The sequence below is a fragment of the Propionibacterium australiense genome, assembly GCF_003666605.1.
In the GTDB taxonomy this organism is placed as follows: domain Bacteria; phylum Actinomycetota; class Actinomycetes; order Propionibacteriales; family Propionibacteriaceae; genus Propionibacterium; species Propionibacterium australiense.
Window position 1 is genome coordinate 1 of record NZ_RCIV01000010.1, and the last position, 23,282, is coordinate 23,282.

The following is a 23,282-nucleotide window of genomic DNA, read 5'->3' on the forward strand; positions in this document are numbered from 1 at the left end:
GTCAGATCGGGACGGCCGAAACCGGCCGGCGGGGTAATGTCAGGCACGTCGAGGTCTTCCAGATGGGCAGTGTGAGAACTTCCATCCTTGGAAGACCTCGACTCCCACCACTCACCGACGCGCCGACGAACCCACAGCCCGGACTACACCCTCGATTGGGAAGAGCCACCAAAACCCTCAGCGCCCAGATCCCACAGCCCAGCGGCGGCGTCATGCCCGGCACGGTCCGGCAACAACCAGCCACCCGAGGGCCCGCCCACACCGATACCGGCCCCCACGTCCACGATGGGCACGTCACCGACCTGGATCGGCGCCCCGCCCCACACCTCGTCCCACGTGATCTGCTCACCGTTGACCCAGGCCAGAGCGCCAAGGGCGTCAGCCCGCAACTCGGTCACCGCAGCAGACCCGCCCGCGTCCGTGATGGTGGTGACACGCTCCAGGAAACCCTGCGGATCCCAATCGAACACCCGGGACCAGCCATCCTCGCCCCGCTCACCGGTCCTGCGACCGGCCGCGTCATGGGTGTACCACACGCGGCTGCCGTCCGGGCGGCGCATCTGCTCCAGCTGCCCCGATGCGTCATATCCGTACTCGGTACGCCGCCCGCCACTGGTCTGCGCCACCAACCGACCATTCAGGTCCCACACGAAAACCGTGACGATGCCCTCACCCGAGACGGCCCGCACGAGCTGACCGGCCGCGTCATAACTGAACTCGGTACGCACACCGTCCACCGTCTGCGCCACCACGCGCCCGTCACTGTCCCGCTCGATCCGGGTCGTACGCACGAAACCATTGCGCTCAACACGCTGGGCCACCACGGCCCCGGCCCGCCACGTCCACTCGGCCCGCACCCCGGGCGCCGTCACCGCCGTGACACGCCCCAACTCGTCGCGGTCGATCTCGGCACGCCCCAGCCCCGGGTGCTCCACCGCGCTGACCCGCTCGTCGGGGTCGTACTCGTACCGGGTGACCGAGCCATCCTCATCAACCTGCTCAACAAGCCGCCCCAGCCCATCCCAACCGGCCCCAACCTCCGAGGCCGGATCAGCAGCCCGCACGGGCAGGCCCGCCGGCCCATACCCGAAGTCCTGGACCACGCCGGTCGGATCGGTCGAACCCGTCAGATTCCCGTCCCGGTCATAGGACAACTCAGCCCTACCACCAACAGCATCAATCACCCACCGCAGCCGCGACAACCCGTCATAACCGAACTCCCACCGACTCCCATCAGGCAACACCGCCTCAGCCTCTTACTCCCGACAAACACGGCGTACTCAATCCTGGTCTTACTGAAGTCGCAGCTCCGCAAGACGGAATCACGCAACTCGAAGTAACCAACCTTGGCCCCACTGAAATCAGCGCCATCGAACTCCTGATCATACATGTCAACATCTTCCTGGCGGCCATACTTGTTCCTAAAATGGTCGATGAGGACCATTGGAGTCTCTCCCAGGGGTAGGCTTTGACACGCGGGGTGTGGACGCGCGGGGATGGTTGTTGTGTCTAGTAGAGCCAACCAGGCCCGCCAGGACCCCAAATGGTTCCCTCGGGCAGACCGTGGTTCTCGTAACCGAACTCAAGAGGGATAGACTTCTTGGTGTCAGCCTGGAACATGGTCCGGCGGAAGGTGACGGGTCCGGTGAAGTCAGCTTCGAGTGATGTGTCACCCCAGAACTGCACGTCGGTCAGGTCCAAGGAGTCATTGAACTGGGCTAGTGTGAAATTTGCCATGCTCTCGAAACGAGTCCCTGTGAAATCAGCAGGCCCATTGAACTCGGCCCGACCGAAATCTGTCGGCCGATTGAAGACGCAACCGGTAATGGTAGTTGTTCCGTTAACGGTGAGATCGGTCAGATCGACCGGCCCGTGGAAAACACAGCCTGCAAAAGTCAAGTCGCCCTCGGCGGTCGCGCCGGTGAACACGCTACCGGCCGCAAAATGCGTGTTGGTGAAAACCGTACTGGCGGGAAGTATGGCGCCGGCGAGATTGGCGACCAGCGCATCATCCTCGGTATCGGGCAGACTCGCAGCAAGGGCCTGAGCAGCTTGTGCACGGCGGCTACCACTGGTGCTGGGATCGCGAAGCAGAGCAGTAAGACTGTCTGCAGCCTCCTGCCGACCAGCCTTGTCACCGCCAGCTAGTTTGCCGCCCCACTCGGCAACATCAGAATCAATGGTTCCTGCACTGGACTCGGGTTTCCTGGCCCCGACACTAGCAGCCTTCTTGCGAGTACCAGTGGTCTTCTTAGCGGTCTTTTTCTTTGGCGTAGGCGCTGGCGGCCGGGGCGGATCATTGGGATCGTCCCCGGCAAGCACGGCCCGCAAAGTCGGCCAGCCAGGCTTGGAGAAAGTCCTTGCAGTCACGAATAACTGCTTCTGACCAGCCTCTGGATACATCGTGAGGGTATCGAGCCAGCTGTCAACCCTTTCCCGAAGTTCAGGATCAGTAATCAGGGGAACACGGGCCTGCGCGGCAGTGATAGCCGCAGCCGAATCCTCGGCATAGAAAACACTAAGTCCCTCAGGCAGTTTCTGCCGCGTGAGGTCAACTCCCCACCGAAAATCCGAGTCGATGAACTCAGCGCCACTGAAGTCATTGTCCAAAACAACATTGACCGGCGCATTCAAAGCAGAATCAGACCGCCCCTTGAACATACAAGAACGAAGCCTGCCGGAAAACGTGCAGCCAATCAGCTCAAATTTCGACGAGTCCCATTTACTCAAAATAACATTCTGGAAGGAGCAGTTCTGAAATCGGGTGTTTATGACTCCATTGAACCGGATCCGCGAACCATCAAAGACACAATCCTCGAAGACAGTCCACTCGGCCCCGCCCCATGACGCCCGTTCTACCCTTACCTTGCGGAAGTCACAATTCCTGAACACTGAACGATCGACGGAAAACCAATCGATCTTGCCCCCGCTGAAATCAGCACTATCGAACTCTTGGCCATACATGACAACGTTTTCTGGACGGCCAGACTCTGTCTCTCTGAATTGGTCAATGAGGGCCATTGAGGTTTCTTCCTGTGGTTGGTTGGCGGGTTGGCTGGTCACGGGTTTTTGCCGGGGAACTCGTACTCGGCGTATTGAGCGTCCTCGTAGCGGGAGTCCCTTGCGGCTCTTCGCCGGTGCGCCGGTATCTGTCCTCCGGTGGTGAGTTCTACGTACTCATCGACATCTGCTCCACTCAGCTCTTTCGGAATCCTGAAATCGGGACCATCGTTTGAACTATATTCAACACTTGGGAACAGCTTCCTAATTTCCTCTTTGACGCGATTATGGATTGTTGTGCCGGCGAACATTTTCTCGAGCCATGGTTTCTTTTTGAGGGCTTCAATTTGTTCTGGGGAGAAACCTTCGCGTAGTGCTTTGATGCCTTTGTCGGCTTCTGCTTGGGCGAGTTCTTGGATTTTCTGGGTGATCTCCTGGCATGTCTTGGAGGGGCTTCCGCTGTTGTGGGCGAGGGCCCAGGTGGTGCCAGTGCGGACGTAGTAGTTGTGGGTTCCCGCGACACCGAGATTGTGGACGGTCTCCATGGTACCGGTGGCCTGCAGGCGGGTGACGGTGACCGTTCCGCCGTCGGGGTCGCGGAGCTGGTCGCCTGCGGTGAGTTCACCGGCCGGTGTCCATCCCTTGTGTTCGACGTAGAAGGGATGGTTCGTGGTGGTGACGAGTTCACCGGCCTCGGTGGTGACGCGCAGTGTGGCGACCTTGTCGTGGACGAAGGTGCGGGCCACGCGGCTGGCGGTGTTCTGTCCCTGATCGGGGTCCCAGGACAGCACCTGGTCGCCCTCGGTGACGTCCTCGATGTTCTTGGCCGTTCCGTCGGCCATGAGCACTTGGGTACCGGCCCGGAAACAACCGATGTCGGTGACACCGGAGACCTTCGACAGGGCACCGCCGGCGGCACCGAGACCACCGCCCTGCAGGGCACCCAGCCCGGTGGCCTGCGTGAGCCCGCCGGGGGTGTGGGGGCCGGGCCCGGCCAGATAGCCCAGGCCACTGGACAGGCCACCGTCAGCCGCGCCACTGGCGGCACCGGCGAGCACGTTACGGCCCAGACAACTCATGCCCTGGGACGCGGCCCGCACACCGGCGTAGGCGCCACCACCGGCCAGGCCCGCCACCGCCCCGATCGCTGCCTCGACACCGACATGACCCCAGTTCACGCTGCCGTTGGAGTACTTCTGGCTGGCGATACTGATCCCGCCGGACATGAGGGCGCCAGAAGCGGCCATGAGCGCGAGCCCAGCCCCGCTGCCGACACCGGTACACATGAGAGCCACCCCGGCGACGATCGCCGCCCCGGCGGCGAGGTACTCCCAGTTGTCCTTCACCCAGTCCCCGGCCGCAGCCAGCCCGGTCTTGTGCTGGTCCTTCCACCCCTGCAGGTCCGCGTCACTGAGCGGCCGCAACCCTGTGGGGTCGGACAGGTTCACCGGGTCGTTCCCCGCATACGAGTACGGGTTCGCGGCCCACCCTGCACCAAGCACAGGCGGCAACGGATCGGTGGACAGGAAACCGGCCGTAACCGGGTCATAGACCCGGGCGCCGGTCCATTCCATACCAGCGACCGTGAGACCACCAGAACCGGTCAGCCCCACACCCCACGGGGCGGCGAACCCATCGCCGTCGCCATCACCGCCGCCCGTCCCGGGGCCGGGGCTCAGGAGCTGCGCCAGCCAGTCATCGCCCAGCCGTCCGGGGCCCTGCGCCGGGCCGCTGTCGCCGCCTTGGCCAGGGGCAAGACCGGTGGCCTGGAGGGTCTGCCAGGGGTCGATGGGCTCACCGTCTCGGGTGCCTCTGGTACTGGTCAGCCAGCCCGGGGCCCGTCCGCCGAGGCCGACACCGACCCCCACGTCCACGACCGGTAGCTCACCGATCCCGGCGAGTGAGCCCGAACCGGCCGCGGTGTCCCACACCACCGGCAGGTCGTCGACCGAGGCCAGCTCACCGACCTGGTCGACGTCCAGACGCCGGGTACGGGCCCGCACCCGGTCCCCGTCGTGAACGATCTCGGTGATGCTGTCGAGAAAACCGCGGGGATCCCAGCCATACCGGCGCTCACCATCAGGGCCCTGCTCACGAACCCGGCGGCCCGCACCGTCGTAGGCGTACACGGTACGGCCGTGCCGGTCACTGCGGGACAGCAACTGGCCGGCCCGGTCGTAGGTGAACGTTGTGGCCTGCCCGTCGTACTCCCGGCGCACCATGCGCCCGTTCTCGTCCCACCGGTACGCCCCGGCGAAACCCTCACTGTCCAGGCTCTGCACCAGCTGACCGGCCGCGTCATAGCTGTACTCGGTACGGATACCGTCCACCGTCTGCGCCACCACACGCCCATCGCTGTCACGCTCGATCCGGGTGGACTGGACGAAACCTCTCCGGTTCACCTCGTGAGCGACCAGGCCCCCGGCCTCCCACCGCCATGTTGCGTGCAGCCCCTCGGCGTCCAGCCCGGTGACCCGGCCGATCCCATCACGAGTGATCTCGGCCCGCCCCAGCCCCGGATGCTCCACAGCGCACAGCCGACTGTCGTCGTCGTACTCGTAGCGGGTGACCGAGCCGTCCGGGTGCCTCATCCAGGTACGCCGCCCGTCGGCGTCATAGCCCCAGCGCACGACCTGGTCGCCGCGGCGCCGCTCGACCAGCAGGCCCAGCGCATTCCACGTCAACGCCTCGGTACGCCCGCCGGCCCCGGTCATCATCAGCCGACGGCCGGCGAAATCAAGGCTGCGGGTCATCAACGTCGCGCCGTCGGCCACGGTGCCGCTCAACCGGCCCGAGCAGTCATAGGAGAACTCGACCGCCGTCCCCGCCCCGTCACGCACCATCGTGCGGCGACCTGCCTTGTCATAGGAGAAATGGGCGGTCCGCCCGTTCGGGTCCGTCCGGCTCGTCAACCGGCCCATCCGGTCATAGCCGAAACCACTGCGCCCGCCCATCGGGTCGATCGCGGCAACAACCCTGCCCAACTCGTCGTAGTCGAAACAGGTGACCCCGCCCAGCGCGTTCGTCACGCTCACGAGCTGACCCGCCGCGTCATAGCCGAACCGGCGATGCCCATTCCACGTGTCCCGCACCCAACTGATCCGCCCACACCGGTCATAACCGAACCTGGTCAACCCCCGGCCCGGCTCAAACCGCTCAACAATCCGCCCACACTCATCAAACCGAGTACGGACCCGCTCACCGGTCGGCCAGACCTCACCGACAATCCTGCCGTCAGCGTCATAACAGATCTCATAACGCCGCCCGCCCGTACTGACCGTCGCCGACCACCGGCCACACACGTCATACTCATAACCAAAACACGCCCCACCAGGCTGGGTGATCCGCACCGGCCGCCCCGCCGCGTCACGCTCAACACGGGTCACACCCCCGGTCGCGTCAACGACCTCCACAGGCCGCCCACACAGGTCATGACGCACCCGGGTGACCGAGCCATCCTCATCAACCTGCTCAACGAGCCGCCCCAGCCCATCCCAGCCGGCCCCAACCTCCGAGACCGGATCAGCCGCCCGTACGGGCAGGCCCGCCGGCCCGTACCCGAAACTCTGGACCACGCCGGTCGGGTCGGTCGAACCCGTCAGATTCCCGTTCTTGTCATAGGACAACTCGGCCCTACCACCAGCCGCGTCGGTCACCCACCGCAGACGCGACAACCCGTCATAACCGAACTCCCACCGGCTCCCATCAGGCAACACCGCCTCAGCCGTGTTCCCCAGGTCGTCATAACCCATAACAACCCTCCGGCCCAACGGATCAGTCGTCGCATGCTCGGCCCCACCCGGCCCGTACTCCACCCGAGTACACCCGCCATCCGGAGCCACGATCACCGACAGCCGGCCGCCGGCGGTGTGCTCGTATCGCCACACGGCCCCGTCCGGGTCCTGGCGCGAGGCCAGCCGCCCGGCCTGGTCGTAGCGGTACTCGGTCCGATAGCCCAGCGGCGTCACAGCCGCCACAACCCGTCCGGCATCGTCACGCACAAGCCGCGCGGTGTCACCGGCCGCGTTCGTCGACGACACCAGATCACCATGCTCGTCATAACCCAACCGCACCGGCACACCGGTCGGATCAACCACCCCGACCAACAGATTCCGATCCCACGTCAGGTAGGACACCCCGCCCTCGGGATCCGTGATGGTCGATGGGTTGCGGTCCGAACCGGAGTACTCGTACGTCGTGACCGCCAGCCCCGCCTGCTCGTCCCCACCGGTAGTGCCAGCAGGCCCGCCCTGCCCGTCGCCGGTGGTGACACTGACCCGCACCACCCGATCCAGACCGTCATACTCGTAGTCCGACCGGGCGCCGGTCTCCTCCACCCGGGTGGCCAGCCGCCCCCGCTCGTCATACCGGCAGATCGTGGCCCGACCATCCCGGCCGGTCACCAGCACCCGGTTGCCCCACCGGTCCCAACCAATACTCTGCCGGTACCCGTCCGCATCGACCATCCCGACCAGACGACCCTTCCGGTCATGAACCCACGTATTCGCCCGACCCCCATCGGCGTCAGCGACCTGCGTCACACCACCCGGCAGATACGAATAATGAGAAACCCGGCCGAATGCGGAGCGCTGGGTGACGACCTGGCCGAGCTGGTTGTAGGTGTTCTCGACCTCCACCACACCATCGGGATCCGTAACCCGGCAGATCAGGCCCTGCTCATTCCACGCGTAGGTCCGGGTGGCTCCACCATCAGACACAGCAGCGGTCAGGCGGCCCGACCCGTCATAGGCGTAGTCCACCCGGCGCCCATCACTGGCCACCAAGGCCACCACGCGGCTGCCCTCGGGGTCCCACACCAACCGGATGCCGCGGCCCCACTCATGCCACAAGCCCACAAGCCGACCACCAGCCCACTCATAGTCCACCCGCGTCCCCGCACCACGACTCGTCCAGGCCGGCCGGCCCGCCCGGTCGAAACACCACCGGCCACCAGCATTGTCCGACACCACAAACCCACCACCAGCAGCAGTGGCCCCACCGGCAGCGGCCTCGCCGGCAACAACCTCAGTGCCACCGCCGCCAACGCCAGCAGCATCACCGGCAATAGCAGCGACAGTGGTGTTCTCACCGGCACCGGGGGCGGTGGTGTCGGGGATGGTGGTGAGCCAGAAACTGTCCCCGTCGGCCCGGTCCCAGCCATCGGCAAGTCTCGGGAACACGACGTGCCGGCCCGACGCCTGCACCCACACCGCGCCCTCATCATTGAAGACGAGGTGCTCGTCCGCTGTCGACGCCCAACCCGGGCCGAACGAACCCACCACCTGCGACAGCGAGTTGTACATCCGCGAGAACACCAGACTCGCCGCCCCGCCGGTGAACGACAGGTCCGTCTCCGGCTCCACGAAATTCCCGGTCGTCGTGTTCACCGGGTCATCGGCGTACCCCGACGTCTGCGGGTCCCCCTGAATCGACGGCGCCTGAACGTCCAACGGCCTACGAGTCTCCGCCACACCAGCAGCAGCAAGACACTCCGCCAGCGTCACATCCGACAAACTCGACACGGTCCCGGACCCACCAGCCGCCTCGAACGCCGCAGCAACCGTGTCCACCCACCGGACCTCATTCGCATTGTTCGCCTCAAACGACGCCAACGCGCCCGTGATCCCCGACGTGTTGATACTGCACCACGAACACCGCTCCACGAAATCAGTGATCGCGCCCTCCAGGGTGCCCTTCTGCGTCACCACAGTGTCATTCGCACCCGACACGTTCGACGAATACGTCCGCAGATCATCAGGACGCGCCGACGACACCCCACCAGCGGCACCCGGGCCCGGCTCAGACCAACTGGCCACCGTCGGGGCCTCCGCATCCACCACCGGTTTCGCCGGCGGACCAGCCGGAGGCTGATCCCGGTTCGTCAACCAGTCCCAGCCCCTCTTCAAAAACGTCTCCCGGTCCTGCCGCTCAGCCCACTCCTTCGCCTGACGACGCCGCTCACGCTCGGCCGCCGCGGCCTCCTTCATCGTCTGAACATCCACGGCCAACGCATCCAGCGCCGACGCAATATTCGAACAATCATCACACGCGGCCTGACTGTTCGCGTCGAACACGTCCGCGTAATGACCCCGAAACTCCGTCAACGCGGTCGTAGCCCACCCCGACCGCGAGGCCCCCTGATCCTTCAACGTGCCCGACAACACCGTCGCAGCAGACTTCAACCCATCAGCCGCACCATCAAACGGCACCGGCTCGTCATAGGCACCAAGCTTGTCCGAATACTCACCCACGAGAAACACCTCACAGCAGCCGCATAGGGGGTGCACGGCCACCGGACAAGAACGCTAAACCCCACCACCTGCACCCGTCACCCCCACCACCAGAACCCACCACCCCAACCCAGGGCACAACCAGGGACAACCCCCAGAGGAAAAGCAGGGTGAGAAGGACAACCCGAACCCGCTGGGACGGCGGGCCGGGCCGGGTCGACGTTACCCGGCGCGGGCGGCCGGGCCACTGCCCTGCCGGGTGGTTCCCAGTTCGGCATGGCGGCCGTCGTCTCGTCGGGACTGGGAGCCCTTGATAGAAGGCTAGCCTTGCCTGTAGCGGACATCATGGTGGTCACCGGCGTGATCGCCGCCCCGGCCCGCCTCATGGGTGCCACCGCGCCCTTCGACGCACCGCCCGGGGCCTGCACCCGTCACGTCCGATGAGCCCCGACGAGGAGACACACATGGCAACAGCCCAGGCCCGGGTGGCCACCGAACGCCCCGGACGGTACGCCAAGCAGTTGACGAGCCACATGAGCCGCCGCTGCGAGACGAGCTGGGACGAGGAGACCGGCACCGGCACGATCTCCTTCCCGGGCACCGGCGCCGTCTGCACGCTCACCAGCGAGACGCACGCGCTCGTCCTGGACCTGGACGCCGCCGACCTGGACCGTTTCGAGGAGCTCGTGGGCAGGCACCTCGGGCGCTTCGGCGCGACCGACCGGCTCGTCGTGGCCTGGAGGCGTGCCGACGGCGCCGACGGTACGACACAGGGCCCCTACGACCCCGACGAGAGGCGCCCGGAACGGCGCGACTGAGGCCCGGTTTCGCGGCCAGCCCCATCTGCCCCGGGGTTCAGCGCTCGAGCTGCTCGAACTTGCGGGCCCAGGCGGTGCGCACCGGGTTCGCGTCGGCGACGAGTTTGTCGAAGCGGTTCTCGGCGATGTCGACGATCTGACCCAGCGCCACCCGGCGCTCCAGCTCGGGCGAGTGCTCGACGCGGCGCCAGGCGTCGGCGATCAGCTGCTCGCGGGAGGCGAGGTTCGCCACGCAGACGACCAGCGGCATGCCGAAACGCTCCCGGTAGGCGGCCGATGCGGCGGCGATCTCGCTGCGCTGCACATCGTCCATGCGGTCGAGGGCGATGGAGCCGGTGTCGAGCCGGGCCTGCCCATCGCCCCGTTCCTCGTCGATGAGCTCGGCGATGTCGAAGTAGCCGTTCACGAGGGCGGCCTGGTCGGCCGGGTCCGCGGTGAGGACGGCGTCCTCGAACGCCTCGCGCAGGGCACGCACGGAGGCGAAGGGGCGGGCCTGCGCGGCGCGCTCGACGGGCCAGGTGGGGCCGCTGAACAGCGAGCCGAAGGTGGACACGAAGTCGGCCTCGCTCATCTGGTTGACGTCCTCGAGGCTGATCTTGCGGCCGTCACTGACCGCCACGTCGGGTGTGCGGTGCGGGCCGACGTGGAAGAACAGGACGTTGAGGGCGATCGCGACGATGGCGCCGAGGGTGACGCCGGAGCCGAAGAAGATCTGCAGCCAGCCGGGCACCATCTCGGCGAGCTGGGGCTGAAGGGTGACGAGCAGGGCCAGACCGATCGAGGTGGACACGATGACGGCGTTCCGGTTGTCGTGCAGGTCGACCTTCTGGAGGGTCTGAATGCCGACGACGGCGACGGAGGCGAACATGGCCAGCGAGGCGCCGCCGATGACCGGCGCGGGGATCGAGTCGACGACGGCGCCGGCCTTGGGCAGCAGGCCCAGGACGATCATGATGCCGCCGGCCGCGGTGACGACCCAGCGGGACTTCACCCGCGACAGGCGCACGAGGCCGACGTTCTGGGCGAAGCAGGTGTAGGGGAACGAGTTGAGGATCCCGCCGAGCAGCGTGGACAGGCCGTCGGCGCGCAGGGCCTTGGCGATGTGCTCGGAGGTGATGCGCCGGCCCACCACCTCGCCGGTGGCGAAGACGTCGCCGGTGGTCTCGACGGCGGTGATGGCCATGACGATGACCATGGAGATGATGCCGGCCACCGTGAACCGCGGCAGGCCGAAGTAGAAGGGCGTCGTGACCCCGATGACGGCGGAGGAGCCGACGGCCGAGAAGTCGGCGTCGCCGAGCAGGAGGGCCGCCAGGGTGCCGACGACCAGGCCGATGAGCACCGAGATGGTGGCGACGAAGCCCTTGAACAGCCACTGCACGACGACGATGACGGCGAGCGTGAAGAGGGCGTAGCACAGGCCGCGGACGGTGAGAGCAGCGGCGTCCTGGCCCGCCTCGGCGTTGGTGCCCCACGAGACGATGTCGGAGGCGGCGACGTTCATGAGCGTGGTGCCCATGATCGTCAGCAGGGTGCCGGTGACCACGGGCGGGAAGAAGCGCAGCAGCTTCGCGAACAGCGGCGCGGCGAGGAAGGTGAGCAGGCCGGCCGCGATGATCGAGCCGTACATCGCGCCGAGCCCGGCGGTCCCGCCGCCGTTGGCCAGGCCGATGGCGATGAGCGGGCTCACCGCGGTGAAGGTGACCCCCTGCAGCAGGGGCAGGCGCACGCCGATGCGCGGGCCGAGACCGGCCGACTGGATGATCGAGGCGATGCCGCAGGTGAACAGGTCGGCGTTGATGAGATGGATCGTGGTCGCCGAGTCGAGGCCGAGGCCGCTGGCGATGACCAGGGGGACGACGACCGCGCCCGCGTAGAAGGCCAGGACGTGCTGGACCCCGAGCACGGCCAGCTTGCCCACCGGGGGCACCTGGTCGACCGGGTCCTTCGCCTGTGCGGTGGTGACGGTTTCTGACATGTGGGAGAACTCCTGATGACGGCGTGCCCCCACATTGTCCCGGAGCCGGCCGCCGGCCGCCCCGCCGGACTGCCTGGTGAACGCGGGTGGGCCGCAGGTGCCGCGCGCCAGCGGCCTCGGCGCGGGAAGCGAACCCGCCCGGTGCGCGGGGCGGATGGTTCCGGGCCGGAGGTGATCGCCGGCTCGGCAGCGCCCCCGTGACAGCGAGGGTGGTCAGCCGGCGGCCGGGGCGAGCCTGCCGGCGTAGGCGTCGGCCATGGTCCACACCCGCAGCCGGGCATCGGCGAGCGCGCCCGCACGGACCCGCACGCCGTCGTCGCCCGGCGCCACCCCCAGCCGGGCGGAGAGCGGCTGCCCGTTGACGAAGACCTCCAGGCTGGAGCGGTCCCTCAGCACCCGCAGGTGCACCCCGCCACCAGCGTCGAGCGGCACCGGCCCGGCCAGCTCCGCCCGGTCCGGCGCCTCCCAGACCGACCCGGGCGCGGTGGAGGCTGAGCGGTCCAGGCTCAGCCGGCCCGCCCAGGCGTCCTGGCCGACGGCTCCGGCCGGGGCACGGCGGGTCAGCCGCAGCCGGGTGCGCCGAGCGCCGTCGTCCGACACGCCCAGGTCCACGACGACGTCGCCGTCCGACTCGCCCAGGCGCCCGGTGAGCACCAGGTCGAGGCTGTCGCCGCGCAGGCCGTCGCCGCATGCCGCGGCGATCGCGTCGGCCCCGGCGGCGTCCACGAGCTGCCGGGAGCGCAGGGAGTCGGCCTCGGCGATCGGGTGGAAGCGGAGCGTGCCGTCGGCGCCGAGAGTGACCTCCCGCGGGATCGACATGGAGCCGGCCCAGCCCGCGGCGAGCCGCTGTGCCTGCGTGCCGTTGGGCTGCATCCAGCCGATGGCGACGCGCCGCCCGTCGGGCAGGAGCACGGACTGCGGTGCGTAGAAGTAGTTCTCGCCCAGGTCACACCGCCCGGTGACGTCGATGCTCATGCGGGTCCCGGTACGGCACCCGGTCATCCACATCGAACGCAGCGTGCGGGAGGCGTGCCAGGCGGAGACGAACAGCACGTCGGTCCCGCCCAGGCGCACCAGCTCAGGGCACTCCCAGACGCTGCCGGTGCCTCCCGCGTCGCCGTCGCCGACGGCCAGGGGACCCTCGTAGCTCCAGCTGCGCAGGTCGTCGCTGGAGAAGCACAGGGCCGCGCCCGCCTGCGCGCCGCCGCGGCCGGCGCCCGGCAGGCCGGCGCCCATCACCTGGAACCAGCGGCCGTCCTCGCGCCACGCCGAGTGGTCACGCATCTCGGGCACCGTGAGCCCGCCGGTTGAGGCGGGGGCCGCGTCGATGACGGGATTGCCCGGGTGCTTGACCCAGCGGGTCAGCAGGGGGTCGCCGGGTACGGCGGTGGCCAGGCAGGCGGTCTGGGTGGGGCGCGTGGAGGCGCCCGAGTACAGCATGGTGGGCACCACGGTGCGGCTGCCGTCCGGCAGGGTGCGCTCGTCGGCGAGCACGATCCCGGACCAGCAGCCGTAGGCGTCGGGGCCGTCGTCGTCGGGGCGAAGGGCGACCGGAAGGTCGTGCCAGTGGATCAGGTCGGAGGAGTACTGGTGGCCCCACTCGATGCGCTGGTGCACCGGGGCGCAGGGATTGTGCTGATAGAACAGGTGCACCAGCGGGCCGCCGTCGGGCCCGGGCCACACGCTCAGGCCATTGGGGTCGTTCATCCACCCCCAGGCGGGCGTGACGTGCCAGCGGGGACGCGCGGGATCGGCCTGCGCGTGCGCGGCCTGCTCGGCGGACGGCAGCCGGACGCGATCCTCGGGCGCTACGAGCCACGGCTGTGGCCGGCGGGGCGGGGCCGTGGTGCCGGCAAGGGGGGAGTCGGTGCTCATGAGCGTGCGTCCAGTTCCTCGCGGTAGGGGTCCGGAACCGTCCGGCGGCTTCCCGCGGGCCGGCTCGGTCTCTCGGTTCCGGCGCCCCAACGATACCCGTCCCGAGTGGTGGCCGGGCCCGTGGGCCGCGGGGCGGGCCGGTGGCGCTTCGGTGCAGGCGAGCCGCCCCGGCGCCCACCGGGCCCGCGTGACCGGCAGGGCTTGTCCACATTCGGCCCGAACCCTTGTGCCCCGGCGGGCGCGGCGGGTTGGCTTCAGGCTACGGGGCCGACGGAGGCCCCGCGAAAGGCCCACTCCCATGGCTCCAGCGCACCCGATGCCCACCTTCCTGCAGCGGGCGGCAGGCCCCTCGCTGCGTGCCCGCCGCAGCCCGCGGCTGATCCTCGTCGGCGTCCTCTGCGCCTGCCTCGGCGGTCTCGGCTGCGTGCTCGCCTGGCAGCAGACGACGCATGCGCGCCAGGTGGTCGTCGCCGCCCGCGCGCTCGCCAAGGGCGAGCCCGTCGACGCCGCCGCCCTCACCACGACGAGCATCGGCGTGGCCGCCGGGGTCTCCACCGTGCCCGCCGAGGACATCGACACCCTCATCGGACAGACCGCGCTCGTCGACCTGCCGGCCGGCTCCCTCGTCGCGGCGGACGCCATCGGCGAGCCGCGGATCGCCGACGGCTTCTCTGTGGTCGGTCTGCACCTGCCCGCCGGGCGCGTCCCGGGCACCCTCACGCCGGGCTCCACCGTGATCCTGGCCACCGCCCCGGCACCGACTGACGATCCCGACGCGGAATTCGCCAGGGAGCAGACGCCCGGCACCGTCGTCGGCGAGCCGGCCCAGGCCAGCGACGGCTCCTGGTCGCTCGACGTTCAGGTGCCCGCCGACATCGCGCTGCACCTGGCCTCCCTGGCCGCCGTGGACCGTCTCGTCGTCGTGCAGACCGGCGGTGCCTGATGACCCTCGTCCTGCTGTGTTCGGCGACCGGTTCGCCGGGCGTCACCACCTCGGCCCTGGCCCTGGCGCTCGGCTGGCCGCGCAGCGTGCTGCTCGTCGACTGCGACCGCGACCCCGCCCAGGCGGTGCAGGCCGGCTGGCTGCACGCCGCCCCGCTCGCCTCGCGGGGGCTCGTCGACCTGGCGCAGGCGCACCGGGAGCTGCAGCCGGTGGCCCCGCTGCTGTGGGGGCGCACCGTCGACCTGCTCGACGCCGGCCGGGGCGGGCCGGACGAGCAGGCCCCCGGCCCGGGGCCGGTCCGGCGTTTCCTGCCCGGGTTCACGCATCCGGGTTCCGCCGTCGTCTTCGAGCCGGTCTGGGCGGAACTGGCCGAGGCGCTCGCGGCCCTGTCCGGCAGCGGTGTCGACGTGATCGTCGACGCCGGGCGGATCGGGCGCACCGGCCTGCCCCGCCCACTGCTCGCCGCCGCCGGCGCGGTGCTCGTCGTGGTGCGCAGCAGCCTGCGGTCACTGGCCGCCGCGCGCCTGCACCTGGACGGGCTGCGCGAGTCGATCCTCGACACGGCGGCGGGCGCCGAGCCGGGTTTCCTCGTCGTCGGCCCCGGCATGCCGTACAGCAACGCCGAGATCGCCCACCAGCTCGGCCTGGCCGTCGTGGCCGACATCGGCTGGCGGCCCGACCAGGCGGCGGTGCTGAGTGACGGCCTGCCGGCGCCGAGGCGCTTCGAGCAGCGGGGCCTCATGCGCAGCGCCCGGGCGGCGGCGTCCGCACTCGCCTCCGCCACCGGCCCGGCCCGGGCACCACTGCCCGTGGCTGCCGGCGATGCCACCGCCAGGAGCAGCGATGAGCGCGCATGAGACGGCCCGCCCCGGCCCAGCGGACCTGCCCGGCATCGGACTCGGCCAGGCGTTCTCCGCGCTGCGCCCCACTGCCCCGCCGGCCGGCTGGGCGGCCCGGGCGCTGCGTGAGCAGAACCAGCCGCAGGGCCGGGACGGTCACCCGGCCGCCCGGCGGCTGTCCGTGCCGCAGACCGGTGAGCCGGCCGGCACCGGGCAGGAGCCGATCGGCGAGGCCTCGGGGCGGGCCGGCCCGGCCAGGCGCGAGGCAGCCTCGGTGCAGGTCCTCGGCGAGGACACCAGGCCGGACTGGCAGATCGTCATCGCCCTGCGGGCCACCGCGTCCGAACTCATCACCGAACGCCAGGAGCAGTGGGAGCAGGAGCACCGGCACCCGATGACGCCCGAGGACCGCCGCCTCATGGGGCGCTCGGTCATCACCCGGGTCGTGCACGAGCACGCCGACGAGCTGACCCGCTCCGGCCAGGCGTTGTGGCCGCTGGCGCTCGAGAGACGTTACGTGCAGGCCGTCGAGGACGCGATCTTCGGTTACGGGCGCATGCAGCCGGTCTTCGACATCCCCGACGCCGAGAACATCGAGATCCACGGCTTCGACAGCGTCGTCGCCCAGTTCGGAGACGGGCGCCGCCGCGAACTGGAGCCGGTTGCCGACTCGGACGAGGAGCTCGTCGCGGCGGTGCGGTTCCTCGGCGAGAACGCGAACCCGCCCCGGCCCTTCGACGACGCGCACCCGACGATCACCGTCGCTGTCGGCGACCGCTTCCGGCTGCACGCCATCGGCTTCGGGCTGGCCGACCGGCCCTCCGTCATCATCCGCCAGCACCTGCTCACCGACATCGGCCTGGACCAGCTTGCCGCCGGCGGGCTCATGCCCCGCGAGGTCGCGGACCTGCTGCGCCGCGCGGTGCTGGCGCGCCTGTCCATCGTCATCTCGGGCGACCAGGGCGCCGGCAAGACGACCCTGCTGCGGGCGCTCGTCGACGCGATCCCGGCCACCGAGCGTTTCGGCACCCTCGAGACCGACTACGAGCTGCTCACCCACCTGCAGCCGCGGCGCCGCAACATGGTGGCGCTCCAGGCCACGATCGGGCTCGGCGAGGTGGTCGACGGCCGCCGCATCGGCGAGTACACGGTGGCCGACCTGATCCCGGAGGCCCTGCGCCAGAACCTCACCCGGCTGGTCGTCGGCGAGGTGCGCGGCGACGAGGCGGGGGCGATGCTGCAGGCCATGCAGTCGGGTGCGGGCGCGCTCACGACGACGCACTCCCACTCGGCGTCGGCGACGATGGACCGCCTGGCTGCCCGGGTCGCCGCGGGCGGGGTGCTGCGCCTCGACGAGGCCTACCGCCAGATCGCCTACAACATCCACCTGCTCGTGCACGTCCAGCTGCTCGACGAGAGCTGGCGCGGCGGCGGCCGGCGCCGTTTCGTCGGCGAGATCCGTGCCCTGACGGGCGCGATCGAGAACGGCCGCCCGGTGACGCACCTGGTGTACCGGGCCGACCGCACCGGAGCTCCCGTGGTCTTCGACCCCGGCGAGGAGCTGCTCGCCGAGCTGGCGCCCTTCACCGACGCGAAACCCTCCGACGAGCGGGGCCGGTCATGAGCCCGCTCGTCGCAGCCGGCGCCGCGCTGTGCGCCATCGGCGTGCTCCTCACCGTCCGCGGCCTGCTCGCCGGGGCACCCGGCGGCTCGCCCGGGCAGCGGAAACGTCCGTCCACAGGGTTGTCAACAGGGCTGTGGACACGGTGCGTGTCGTGGTGGACGGGCTCGTCCCGGGCGCGCAGGGCGCAGCTGCTCGCCGCCGCGGCCGGCGGGCTCGCCGGGTTCGCCCTCACCCGCCAGCCGCTGGTCCTGCTCGGGGTGCCCGCCCTCGTCCTCGTGCTCCCGCCGCTGCTGTCCGCTCCGCCCAACCGGGACGTGGCCGTCCTCGAGGCGCTCGACCGGTGGGTTCGTCTGCTCATCGGCTCGGTGTCGACGGGCAAGTCGACCGCCGACGCGATCCGCGCCACCCGTACGCAGCTGCCCGAGGCCCTGCGCGGGCCGGTCGGCGCGGTGATCTCCCGGCTCGACGCCCGCTGGACGCTCGATGCCGCGCTGGGTGCCATGGCCGACGAGCTGGCCAGTCCCGACGCCGACGCCGTCATCGCGGCCCTCATCGTCGCGGCCCGGCGCGGCGGCACCGGCTCGGCCGCCGCCCTGCGGGCCCTCGGCGAGCACACCCGTCGGCGCCTGGCCGCGCTGCGCGAGATCGAGGCGGAACGGGCCAAGCCGCGTGTCGTGGTGCGTCAGGTCACGGCCGTCACAGCGCTCGTCCTGGCGGCCGTGGCCGTGGCGAACCCCGGCTATCTGGCGCCCTACGCGACCGTGGCCGGTCAGCTCGTCGGGGCGCTGCTGCTGGCCGCCTACCTGGGCTCGCTCCTCGTGCTGCGGGCGGTGGCCCGCCCCCGGCGCCGCGAACGGGTCCTGCAGCAGGCAGGTGGTCGCCGTGATCGTTGAACCCCTCATCCTCGCGGCCCTGGCCGGCCTGCTCCTGGGGGCCGGGCTCTTCTGGGTGCTGCTCGGATCGTGCCGGCGGGCCGTGCGCATGGCCGACGCCTTCGCCGTCCTCGACGGGCGGACCGGGCAGGAGGCCCTGGCCCTGGCCGAGCTCGGGTACGACGCCGACAGCGCCCTCGAACGGCTGGGGGCGCGGGCCTACACCCGCCTGCACATCCCGCTCGGCGAACGGAGCATGAGCCTGCTGGGGCTGCACGACCGTTCCATCGGCGATTTCGTCGCCGAGAAGATCATCCTCGCCCTCGCCGGCTTGGCCGTCCCGGCGCTCGTCGTCGCGCTCAGCGCCCTCATGGGGGCTCCGCTGCCCGCCCCGGCGGCCGGCCTGTCGCTGCTGGCGGCGGCGGCCGGCTGGTGGTGGCCCGACCTGGCGTTGCGCCGGGGCACCGAACGGATCCGCTACGACGCCGACGAGGCGCTGCTCACCCTGTTCGACCTGGTGCTGCTGGAACGCATGTCGAACCGCTCCGGCGTGCAGGCGCTCGAGGCGGCGGCGTCGGTCTCGGCGGCCCCGGTGTTCCGGCGAGTGCGCGGCGTGCTGGCGCAGGCGAACCTGGAGCAGCGCGCCCCGTGGCCGGGGCTGCGCGCCCTGGCCGGGGAACTGAGGCTGCCGGCGCTGGGCGATCTGGCCGACATCATGCAGCTCGACGAGCAGGGCGCCGCGCTCACCGAGCCGCTCGCGGCCCGCGTCGAGGAGCTGCGCGACGCCCACCTGGCCGTCGAACGCACCACGGCCCAGGAGGCCAGCGAGGCCATGACCGTCTGGATGGCGCTGCCGGTCATGATCTTCGGCCTGGCCCTCATCGCGCCACCCATGCTCCGGCTCGCCGGCCTGGCCTGAGCCGGACGGGAGCCGCACCGTCACGACAACCCGAACCGTCCCGCCCGAAGGAGACCATCATGAAGAAACGACTCCCAGCATCCCTCATGCGCGCCGGTGCGCTGCTCATCGGCGTCCTCACCGGACCCGCCCCGGTCGCGGGCCGGGACGAGCGGGGCCTGTCGCAGTCCACCGAGAACGCCGTCCTGCTGGCCGGCGCGGTGGCCGTCGCCGGTGTCGTCGTCGCCGCCGTCCGCGCCTACGTCATGGCGCACATGCCCACGTGAGGTCGACGGCCATGCACGAACAGAGCGGCCACCACGACGAGCGGGGGCTCAGCCAGTCGGCCCAGTGGGCGGTCCTGACCCCGGTCGTCATGCTCGCCCTGCTCGGCGTCATCGACGCGGGCATCTGGCTGCACGCCCGCAGCACGGTCCAGCAGGCGGCGATGACGGCGGCCGAGGTCGGGGCGCTGGCCGGGCAGGGGCGGAGTCAGGTCGAACAGTGCGTCCGGTCGATGACCGGAGAGCTGACCGATGTGACGACGACCGTCGAGGACGCCCCGGGGCGGATCACCGTGCGCGTCGAGGCCCGCGCGCCGCTCGCCCTCGACCTTGGGCTGGCCAGGGTCGGTGCCAGCTCGACGCGGGCCACCGAGGACAGCTGAGCCGCCCCGGCACAGCGGGCGGGGCACCGAGGGGAGGAACCATGAACCGGCGACGAGCACCGAGGATGCCGGGCGCACGCCCGGACGGGCCCAGTCGGGCCCGCGGCGCGGCACGCGCACCGCACGCCCGCCGGCACCCCGGCGGGGAGCGGGGCTCGGCGAGCCTGGAACTGATCGTCGTCGTACCCGCCGCGGTCCTCGTCATCGCCCTGCTCACCGCCGGCTGGCGGCTGTGGTCGGTGCGCTCGCAGGTGCGTGAGGCGGCGGCGGCCGGGGCGCGCGCCGCGAGCCTGGCCCGCAGCGGGGCCGAGGCCGAGCAGGCGGCGGCAGCGGTGGTCGGCGCCGATCTGGCGACCATGCAGAGCACCTGCACGAGCCCGGTGGTCCACGTCGACACCGGGGCCTTCGCCGCCCCGGCCGGGGCGGGCGATGTCATCGTCGAGGTCTCCTGCCAGGTGCCGTTCACCGATCTGATGATCCCCGTGCCCGGCGCGCTCACCGCGGCCGGGCACGCCAGTTCACGACTCGACAGCTACAGGGGGCGGCAGCCATGAGAAGAATCCTCGCGAGGGCCGCGGCGGTCCTCGCCCTCCTCGCGCTCGTCCCGGGCGGGGCGTGGGCGCTCGCCCGCTGGGGACGACTCGACCTGCTCGGCCGGGTCCGGTGGGGCCAGCTGTTCTCGCGCCCCGACGACGGATCCCTCGTCCTCGTCGCCCTCACGGTGCTCGGCTGGCTGGCCTGGCTGCTCCTGGTCGCCTCCCTCGTCTGCGAGACGATCGGGGCGATCACCCACGGCGCGGTGCACCCCGAGCTGCCCGGCGCCAGGCTGTTCGCCCCGCTGGCGGCGGCACTCGTCGCCTCCGTCGCCGGGCTCGTCGCGCTCCAGCAGCCGGCCCCCGACGAGCCCTGCCAGGCTCCGCCCGTGGTGAGCCCGCTGGACGGCGCGGCGGCAGAACCCCCGCCCACCGGGAACGGGGCGCCCGGCGGCGCGTCGGCACCGTCGACGCGGGAACTCGTGCAGCACACGGTGGCCGACGGGGACGACCTGTGGAGCCTGGCGGAACGCTACTACGGCAGTGGCGAGGACTGGCGGCGCATCGTCGAGGCGAACCCCGGGACCGTCCTCTCCCCACTCGACCGGCTCCGCCCCGGCACGATGCTGCAGATCCCGGGGCCGGCCGGCGAGCCCGGCCAGGACGCACCGGCGCCCGGTGCGGAACGTGCGGATGACGGCCCCCGGCAGGGCCGGCCGCTCTCCCACCGGGTCGACGACCCGGTGGCGGTGCCCGGCCGCACGAACGCGGTCCAGGTGGACGAGGGCGACAGCATGTGGGCCATCGCCCGGGAGGAACTGGGAGACGGCGCCCAGTGGCCCCGCATCGCCGAGCTCAACCGGGCCGCCGTGTCCGACCCGGCGCTCATCCGCCCGGGCCAGGTGCTGGCCGTACCGGCACAGCAGGACAGCGGCGAGACGACCACCGCGGGCGAGCCAGCACGCGAGAACCCCCCGACATCCCAGGCCGGGCGCGCACCGGCTCCGGCCGACACGGGGGCGCCGGGGGGCGCGGCCGCGGACGATGAGACCCGGGACGGCGCCACCGCGGACGAACCAGCGCGCGAAGACCCCCCGGCCTCCCGGGCCGAGCACGCACCAGCAGGCACCGGGGCACCAGGGAGAACGGCCGCGGGCGACGAGGCCCGGGACGGCGCCGCCGCGCCGGGTGCCGGGACCGGCGGCGAACGGGCCGGTACCGGCGAGGAGGAACCGGGCGACGGCGGTGCCGGGCAGGACGACCAGGCCCGGCCACTCGCCGACGAGCGGGAACTGTCCGAACACCTGCTGCGGACCATCGGCCCGATCGGGGCGACGACCGCCGCCGTGGTCGTCGCGGCACTGGCCGCCCGCCGCCGCTGGCAGCTCAACGCCCGCCCGGTGGGGCGGCGCCGCCCGCCGATCGGCGCGCGCGGGCGGCGCGTCGAGACGGCCCTGGCCGCCGTCGCCACCCGTGCCCGGCCCGAGCACGCGCCGGGTACGGGCGCAGGGTCCCACGCCGGCCGCGGGCTGGCGGACCGGACCCAGCCGCGCCGCGGCGGCTCCGTCCCGGTGCGGCTCGGCTCGTCGGCGGCCGGCCCGGTGCGCGTCGACCTGCTCGCCCGCGGCGTGCTGACCGTCGACACCCTGCAGCCCGAGCTCTCGGCCGGCCTGCAGGCGGCGCTGGCCATCCAGCTGTCCGACGAGTCCGGCCCCGCCGTGCAGGTGCGGACCGGTCCCGGCTGCGCCTGGCTCGGGCGCCTCGACAGCCCACGGATCAGGACGTCCCCGGACGGGGCGCACCTGCGGCGCGAGCTGGCGCGTCTCGTCGCGGAGCGCTCCGCAGCGCTGTCCGGCGGCAGGACCGCGGCCGAACTGAGGCAGGACCCCCGGCTCGGCGAGGCGTGGGAGCCGGTCGTGCTGCTGCTCGACGAGCCCTGCGAGTTCACCGCCGACGAACTCACCCGGATCGGGGTCTGCGCCGTCGCCCCGCCCGCCCCGGGCGAACGGGCCGCCCTCGAGCTGTCCGAGCAGCGGGCCTGTCTCGACGGCCACGAGTTCGAGCCAGAACTCGTCATGGCACCGGCCCGCCGCGGCATCGAGGAACTCCTCGACGCTGCCGACAGCACCGATTTCACGAAGGCCTGGTGGTGGACGACCGACACCGACCTCCCCGACGACATCGTGCCCCTGCGCAGGGGCACCGACCCCGCGCCCAGCCAGGAGCCCACCGTGCCACCCGCCAACCCGACAGCCCCCGCACCCAGCACCCCGTTCCTGCGCCTGCTCGGCCCCGTCGAGCTGCTGGGCACGCAGGGCCCCCGCCCCGCGCGAGCCGTCCGCCAGTGCCAGGAGTACTGCGCCTGGATCCTCATGCACCCGGCCGGTACCGCCGCCCAGATGACCCGGGAACTCCTCGTGGCCGACACGACCCGGCGCTCCAACATGTCACGGCTGCGGGCCTGGCTGGGCACCGACGAGGACGGCGAGCCCTACCTGCCCGATGCCTACAGCGGCCGCATCAGGATGCACCCGCAGGTCACCTCGGACTGGGAGCAGCTGCAGCTGCTCATCACGCCGGGCGTCAACCGGGTGAGCGACGCGGCGCTGGAACAGGGACTGGCGCTGGTGCGCGGCGCCCCGCTGGCCGACGCCGCCCCGGGCGAGTGGGCGTGGGCCGAGCAGGAGCGTTCGGACATGATCTCGACGATCCGCGACATCGGGGTCGAGCTGGGCGGCCGCCGACTGGGCCGCGGCGAGTACGAGCAGGCCGGCCGCGCAGTGGGCACGGCCCTGGCCGCCGCGCCCGGCGACGAGCGGCTCCTGCAGGTGCTGCTGCGCGCCGAGCACCTGGCCGGCAACCGGCCCGAGGTCGAACGGCTCGTCCTGCAGATCACCAGGTCGGCGAGGGAGAACGGCACCGACCTGACCGCCGAGACCGTCACCCTGCTGCAGGAGGTGATGGAGGGCCGCCGGCGGGCCCGCCTGGCCTGAGCGGCCCCGCCC

16 protein-coding genes are annotated in these 23,282 nt (G+C 71.1%); 10 read left to right on the forward strand and 6 right to left on the reverse strand.

Annotated elements, in window-relative coordinates; all coding sequences use genetic code 11:
- Positions 1-143 precede the first annotated feature (143 nt).
- The 4 genes from D9T14_RS08400 to D9T14_RS08415 all read right to left on the reverse strand — a co-directional run bounded on the left by D9T14_RS08400 (position 144) and on the right by D9T14_RS08415 (position 8,387).
- On the reverse strand, positions 144-1,184 hold the full coding sequence (locus D9T14_RS08400) for an RHS repeat domain-containing protein (RefSeq protein WP_170175624.1): 1,041 nt from the start codon (positions 1,182-1,184) through the stop codon (positions 144-146).
- Positions 1,181-1,444 carry a pentapeptide repeat-containing protein gene (locus D9T14_RS14470; RefSeq protein WP_119161996.1) on the reverse strand — a complete coding sequence of 88 codons (264 nt, stop codon included), beginning with the start codon at positions 1,442-1,444 and terminating at the stop codon, positions 1,181-1,183. Before D9T14_RS14470 ends, D9T14_RS08400 begins: the two co-directional genes overlap by 4 nt.
- A gap of 65 nt (positions 1,445-1,509) precedes the next feature.
- On the reverse strand, positions 1,510-3,021 hold the full coding sequence (locus D9T14_RS08410) for a pentapeptide repeat-containing protein (RefSeq protein WP_119161995.1): 1,512 nt from the start codon (positions 3,019-3,021) through the stop codon (positions 1,510-1,512).
- Between the two features lie 38 nt (positions 3,022-3,059).
- Positions 3,060-8,387: a DUF6531 domain-containing protein gene (locus D9T14_RS08415; protein WP_126464142.1), complete on the reverse strand. Its 5,328-nt coding sequence runs from the start codon at positions 8,385-8,387 to the stop codon at positions 3,060-3,062.
- A gap of 1,307 nt (positions 8,388-9,694) precedes the next feature.
- On the opposite strand from D9T14_RS08415, the gene D9T14_RS08420 reads away from it, so the two are divergent.
- On the forward strand, positions 9,695-10,048 hold the full coding sequence (locus D9T14_RS08420; RefSeq protein WP_119161993.1) for a DUF2218 domain-containing protein: 354 nt from the start codon (positions 9,695-9,697) through the stop codon (positions 10,046-10,048).
- 37 nt (positions 10,049-10,085) lie between these two features.
- Here D9T14_RS08420 and D9T14_RS08425 read toward each other — a convergent pair whose 3' ends face one another.
- Entirely contained in the window at positions 10,086-12,026 is a 1,941-nt protein-coding gene (locus D9T14_RS08425; RefSeq protein WP_119161992.1) for a solute carrier family 23 protein, read from the reverse strand.
- A gap of 213 nt (positions 12,027-12,239) precedes the next feature.
- The gene (locus D9T14_RS08430; RefSeq protein ID WP_170175623.1) at positions 12,240-13,901 is read right to left on the reverse strand and encodes a glycoside hydrolase family 32 protein; all 1,662 of its coding nucleotides are present in this window, start codon (positions 13,899-13,901) and stop codon (positions 12,240-12,242) included.
- A gap of 298 nt (positions 13,902-14,199) precedes the next feature.
- Between D9T14_RS08430 and D9T14_RS08435 the strand changes: the two genes are divergently transcribed.
- The 9 genes from D9T14_RS08435 to D9T14_RS08475 all read left to right on the forward strand — a co-directional run bounded on the left by D9T14_RS08435 (position 14,200) and on the right by D9T14_RS08475 (position 23,270).
- Positions 14,200-14,844: an SAF domain-containing protein gene (locus D9T14_RS08435; RefSeq protein ID WP_170175622.1), complete on the forward strand. Its 645-nt coding sequence runs from the start codon at positions 14,200-14,202 to the stop codon at positions 14,842-14,844.
- Complete coding sequence (locus tag D9T14_RS08440; RefSeq protein ID WP_119161990.1) at positions 14,844-15,701, forward strand: hypothetical protein; 858 nt, start codon at positions 14,844-14,846, stop codon at positions 15,699-15,701. Before D9T14_RS08435 ends, D9T14_RS08440 begins: the two co-directional genes overlap by 1 nt.
- The gene (locus D9T14_RS08445; protein WP_119161989.1) at positions 15,688-17,307 is read left to right on the forward strand and encodes a TadA family conjugal transfer-associated ATPase; all 1,620 of its coding nucleotides are present in this window, start codon (positions 15,688-15,690) and stop codon (positions 17,305-17,307) included. The genes D9T14_RS08440 and D9T14_RS08445 overlap by 14 nt, the downstream gene beginning before the upstream one ends.
- On the forward strand, positions 17,304-18,200 hold the full coding sequence (locus D9T14_RS08450) for a type II secretion system F family protein (RefSeq protein ID WP_119161988.1): 897 nt from the start codon (positions 17,304-17,306) through the stop codon (positions 18,198-18,200). The genes D9T14_RS08445 and D9T14_RS08450 overlap by 4 nt, the downstream gene beginning before the upstream one ends.
- Entirely contained in the window at positions 18,190-19,098 is a 909-nt protein-coding gene (locus tag D9T14_RS08455; RefSeq protein ID WP_119161987.1) for a hypothetical protein, read from the forward strand. Before D9T14_RS08450 ends, D9T14_RS08455 begins: the two co-directional genes overlap by 11 nt.
- 86 nt (positions 19,099-19,184) lie before the next feature.
- Complete coding sequence (locus D9T14_RS08460) at positions 19,185-19,364, forward strand: hypothetical protein (protein ID WP_121588223.1); 180 nt, start codon at positions 19,185-19,187, stop codon at positions 19,362-19,364.
- Between the two features lie 11 nt (positions 19,365-19,375).
- A complete protein-coding gene (locus tag D9T14_RS08465) occupies positions 19,376-19,744 on the forward strand; it encodes a TadE/TadG family type IV pilus assembly protein (protein WP_119161985.1) in 369 nt (122 codons plus the stop codon).
- A 41-nt stretch (positions 19,745-19,785) separates the two neighbouring features.
- Positions 19,786-20,298 (forward strand): TadE/TadG family type IV pilus assembly protein, encoded by a 513-nt coding sequence (locus D9T14_RS08470; protein WP_119161984.1) that lies wholly within the window; start codon positions 19,786-19,788, stop codon positions 20,296-20,298.
- Positions 20,295-23,270 carry an AfsR/SARP family transcriptional regulator gene (locus D9T14_RS08475; RefSeq protein ID WP_119161983.1) on the forward strand — a complete coding sequence of 992 codons (2,976 nt, stop codon included), beginning with the start codon at positions 20,295-20,297 and terminating at the stop codon, positions 23,268-23,270. Before D9T14_RS08470 ends, D9T14_RS08475 begins: the two co-directional genes overlap by 4 nt.
- The last annotated feature ends 12 nt before the right edge of the window (positions 23,271-23,282 follow it).

What these genes read in the sequence shown, in the direction of transcription:
- D9T14_RS14470 (WP_119161996.1), bottom strand. Translation starts at nt 1,444, where the DNA reads ATGGTCCTCATCGACCATTTTAGGAACAAGTATGGCCGCCAGGAAGAT.
- D9T14_RS08410 (WP_119161995.1), bottom strand. Translation starts at nt 3,021, where the DNA reads ATGGCCCTCATTGACCAATTCAGAGAGACAGAGTCTGGCCGTCCAGAA.
- D9T14_RS08420 (WP_119161993.1), top strand. Translation starts at nt 9,695, where the DNA reads ATGGCAACAGCCCAGGCCCGGGTGGCCACCGAACGCCCCGGACGGTAC.
- D9T14_RS08425 (WP_119161992.1), bottom strand. Translation starts at nt 12,026, where the DNA reads ATGTCAGAAACCGTCACCACCGCACAGGCGAAGGACCCGGTCGACCAG.
- D9T14_RS08430 (WP_170175623.1), bottom strand. Translation starts at nt 13,901, where the DNA reads ATGAGCACCGACTCCCCCCTTGCCGGCACCACGGCCCCGCCCCGCCGG.
- D9T14_RS08435 (WP_170175622.1), top strand. Translation starts at nt 14,200, where the DNA reads ATGGCTCCAGCGCACCCGATGCCCACCTTCCTGCAGCGGGCGGCAGGC.
- D9T14_RS08440 (WP_119161990.1), top strand. Translation starts at nt 14,844, where the DNA reads ATGACCCTCGTCCTGCTGTGTTCGGCGACCGGTTCGCCGGGCGTCACC.
- D9T14_RS08445 (WP_119161989.1), top strand. Translation starts at nt 15,688, where the DNA reads ATGAGCGCGCATGAGACGGCCCGCCCCGGCCCAGCGGACCTGCCCGGC.
- D9T14_RS08450 (WP_119161988.1), top strand. Translation starts at nt 17,304, where the DNA reads ATGAGCCCGCTCGTCGCAGCCGGCGCCGCGCTGTGCGCCATCGGCGTG.
- D9T14_RS08460 (WP_121588223.1), top strand. Translation starts at nt 19,185, where the DNA reads ATGCGCGCCGGTGCGCTGCTCATCGGCGTCCTCACCGGACCCGCCCCG.
- D9T14_RS08465 (WP_119161985.1), top strand. Translation starts at nt 19,376, where the DNA reads ATGCACGAACAGAGCGGCCACCACGACGAGCGGGGGCTCAGCCAGTCG.
- D9T14_RS08470 (WP_119161984.1), top strand. Translation starts at nt 19,786, where the DNA reads ATGAACCGGCGACGAGCACCGAGGATGCCGGGCGCACGCCCGGACGGG.
- D9T14_RS08475 (WP_119161983.1), top strand. Translation starts at nt 20,295, where the DNA reads ATGAGAAGAATCCTCGCGAGGGCCGCGGCGGTCCTCGCCCTCCTCGCG.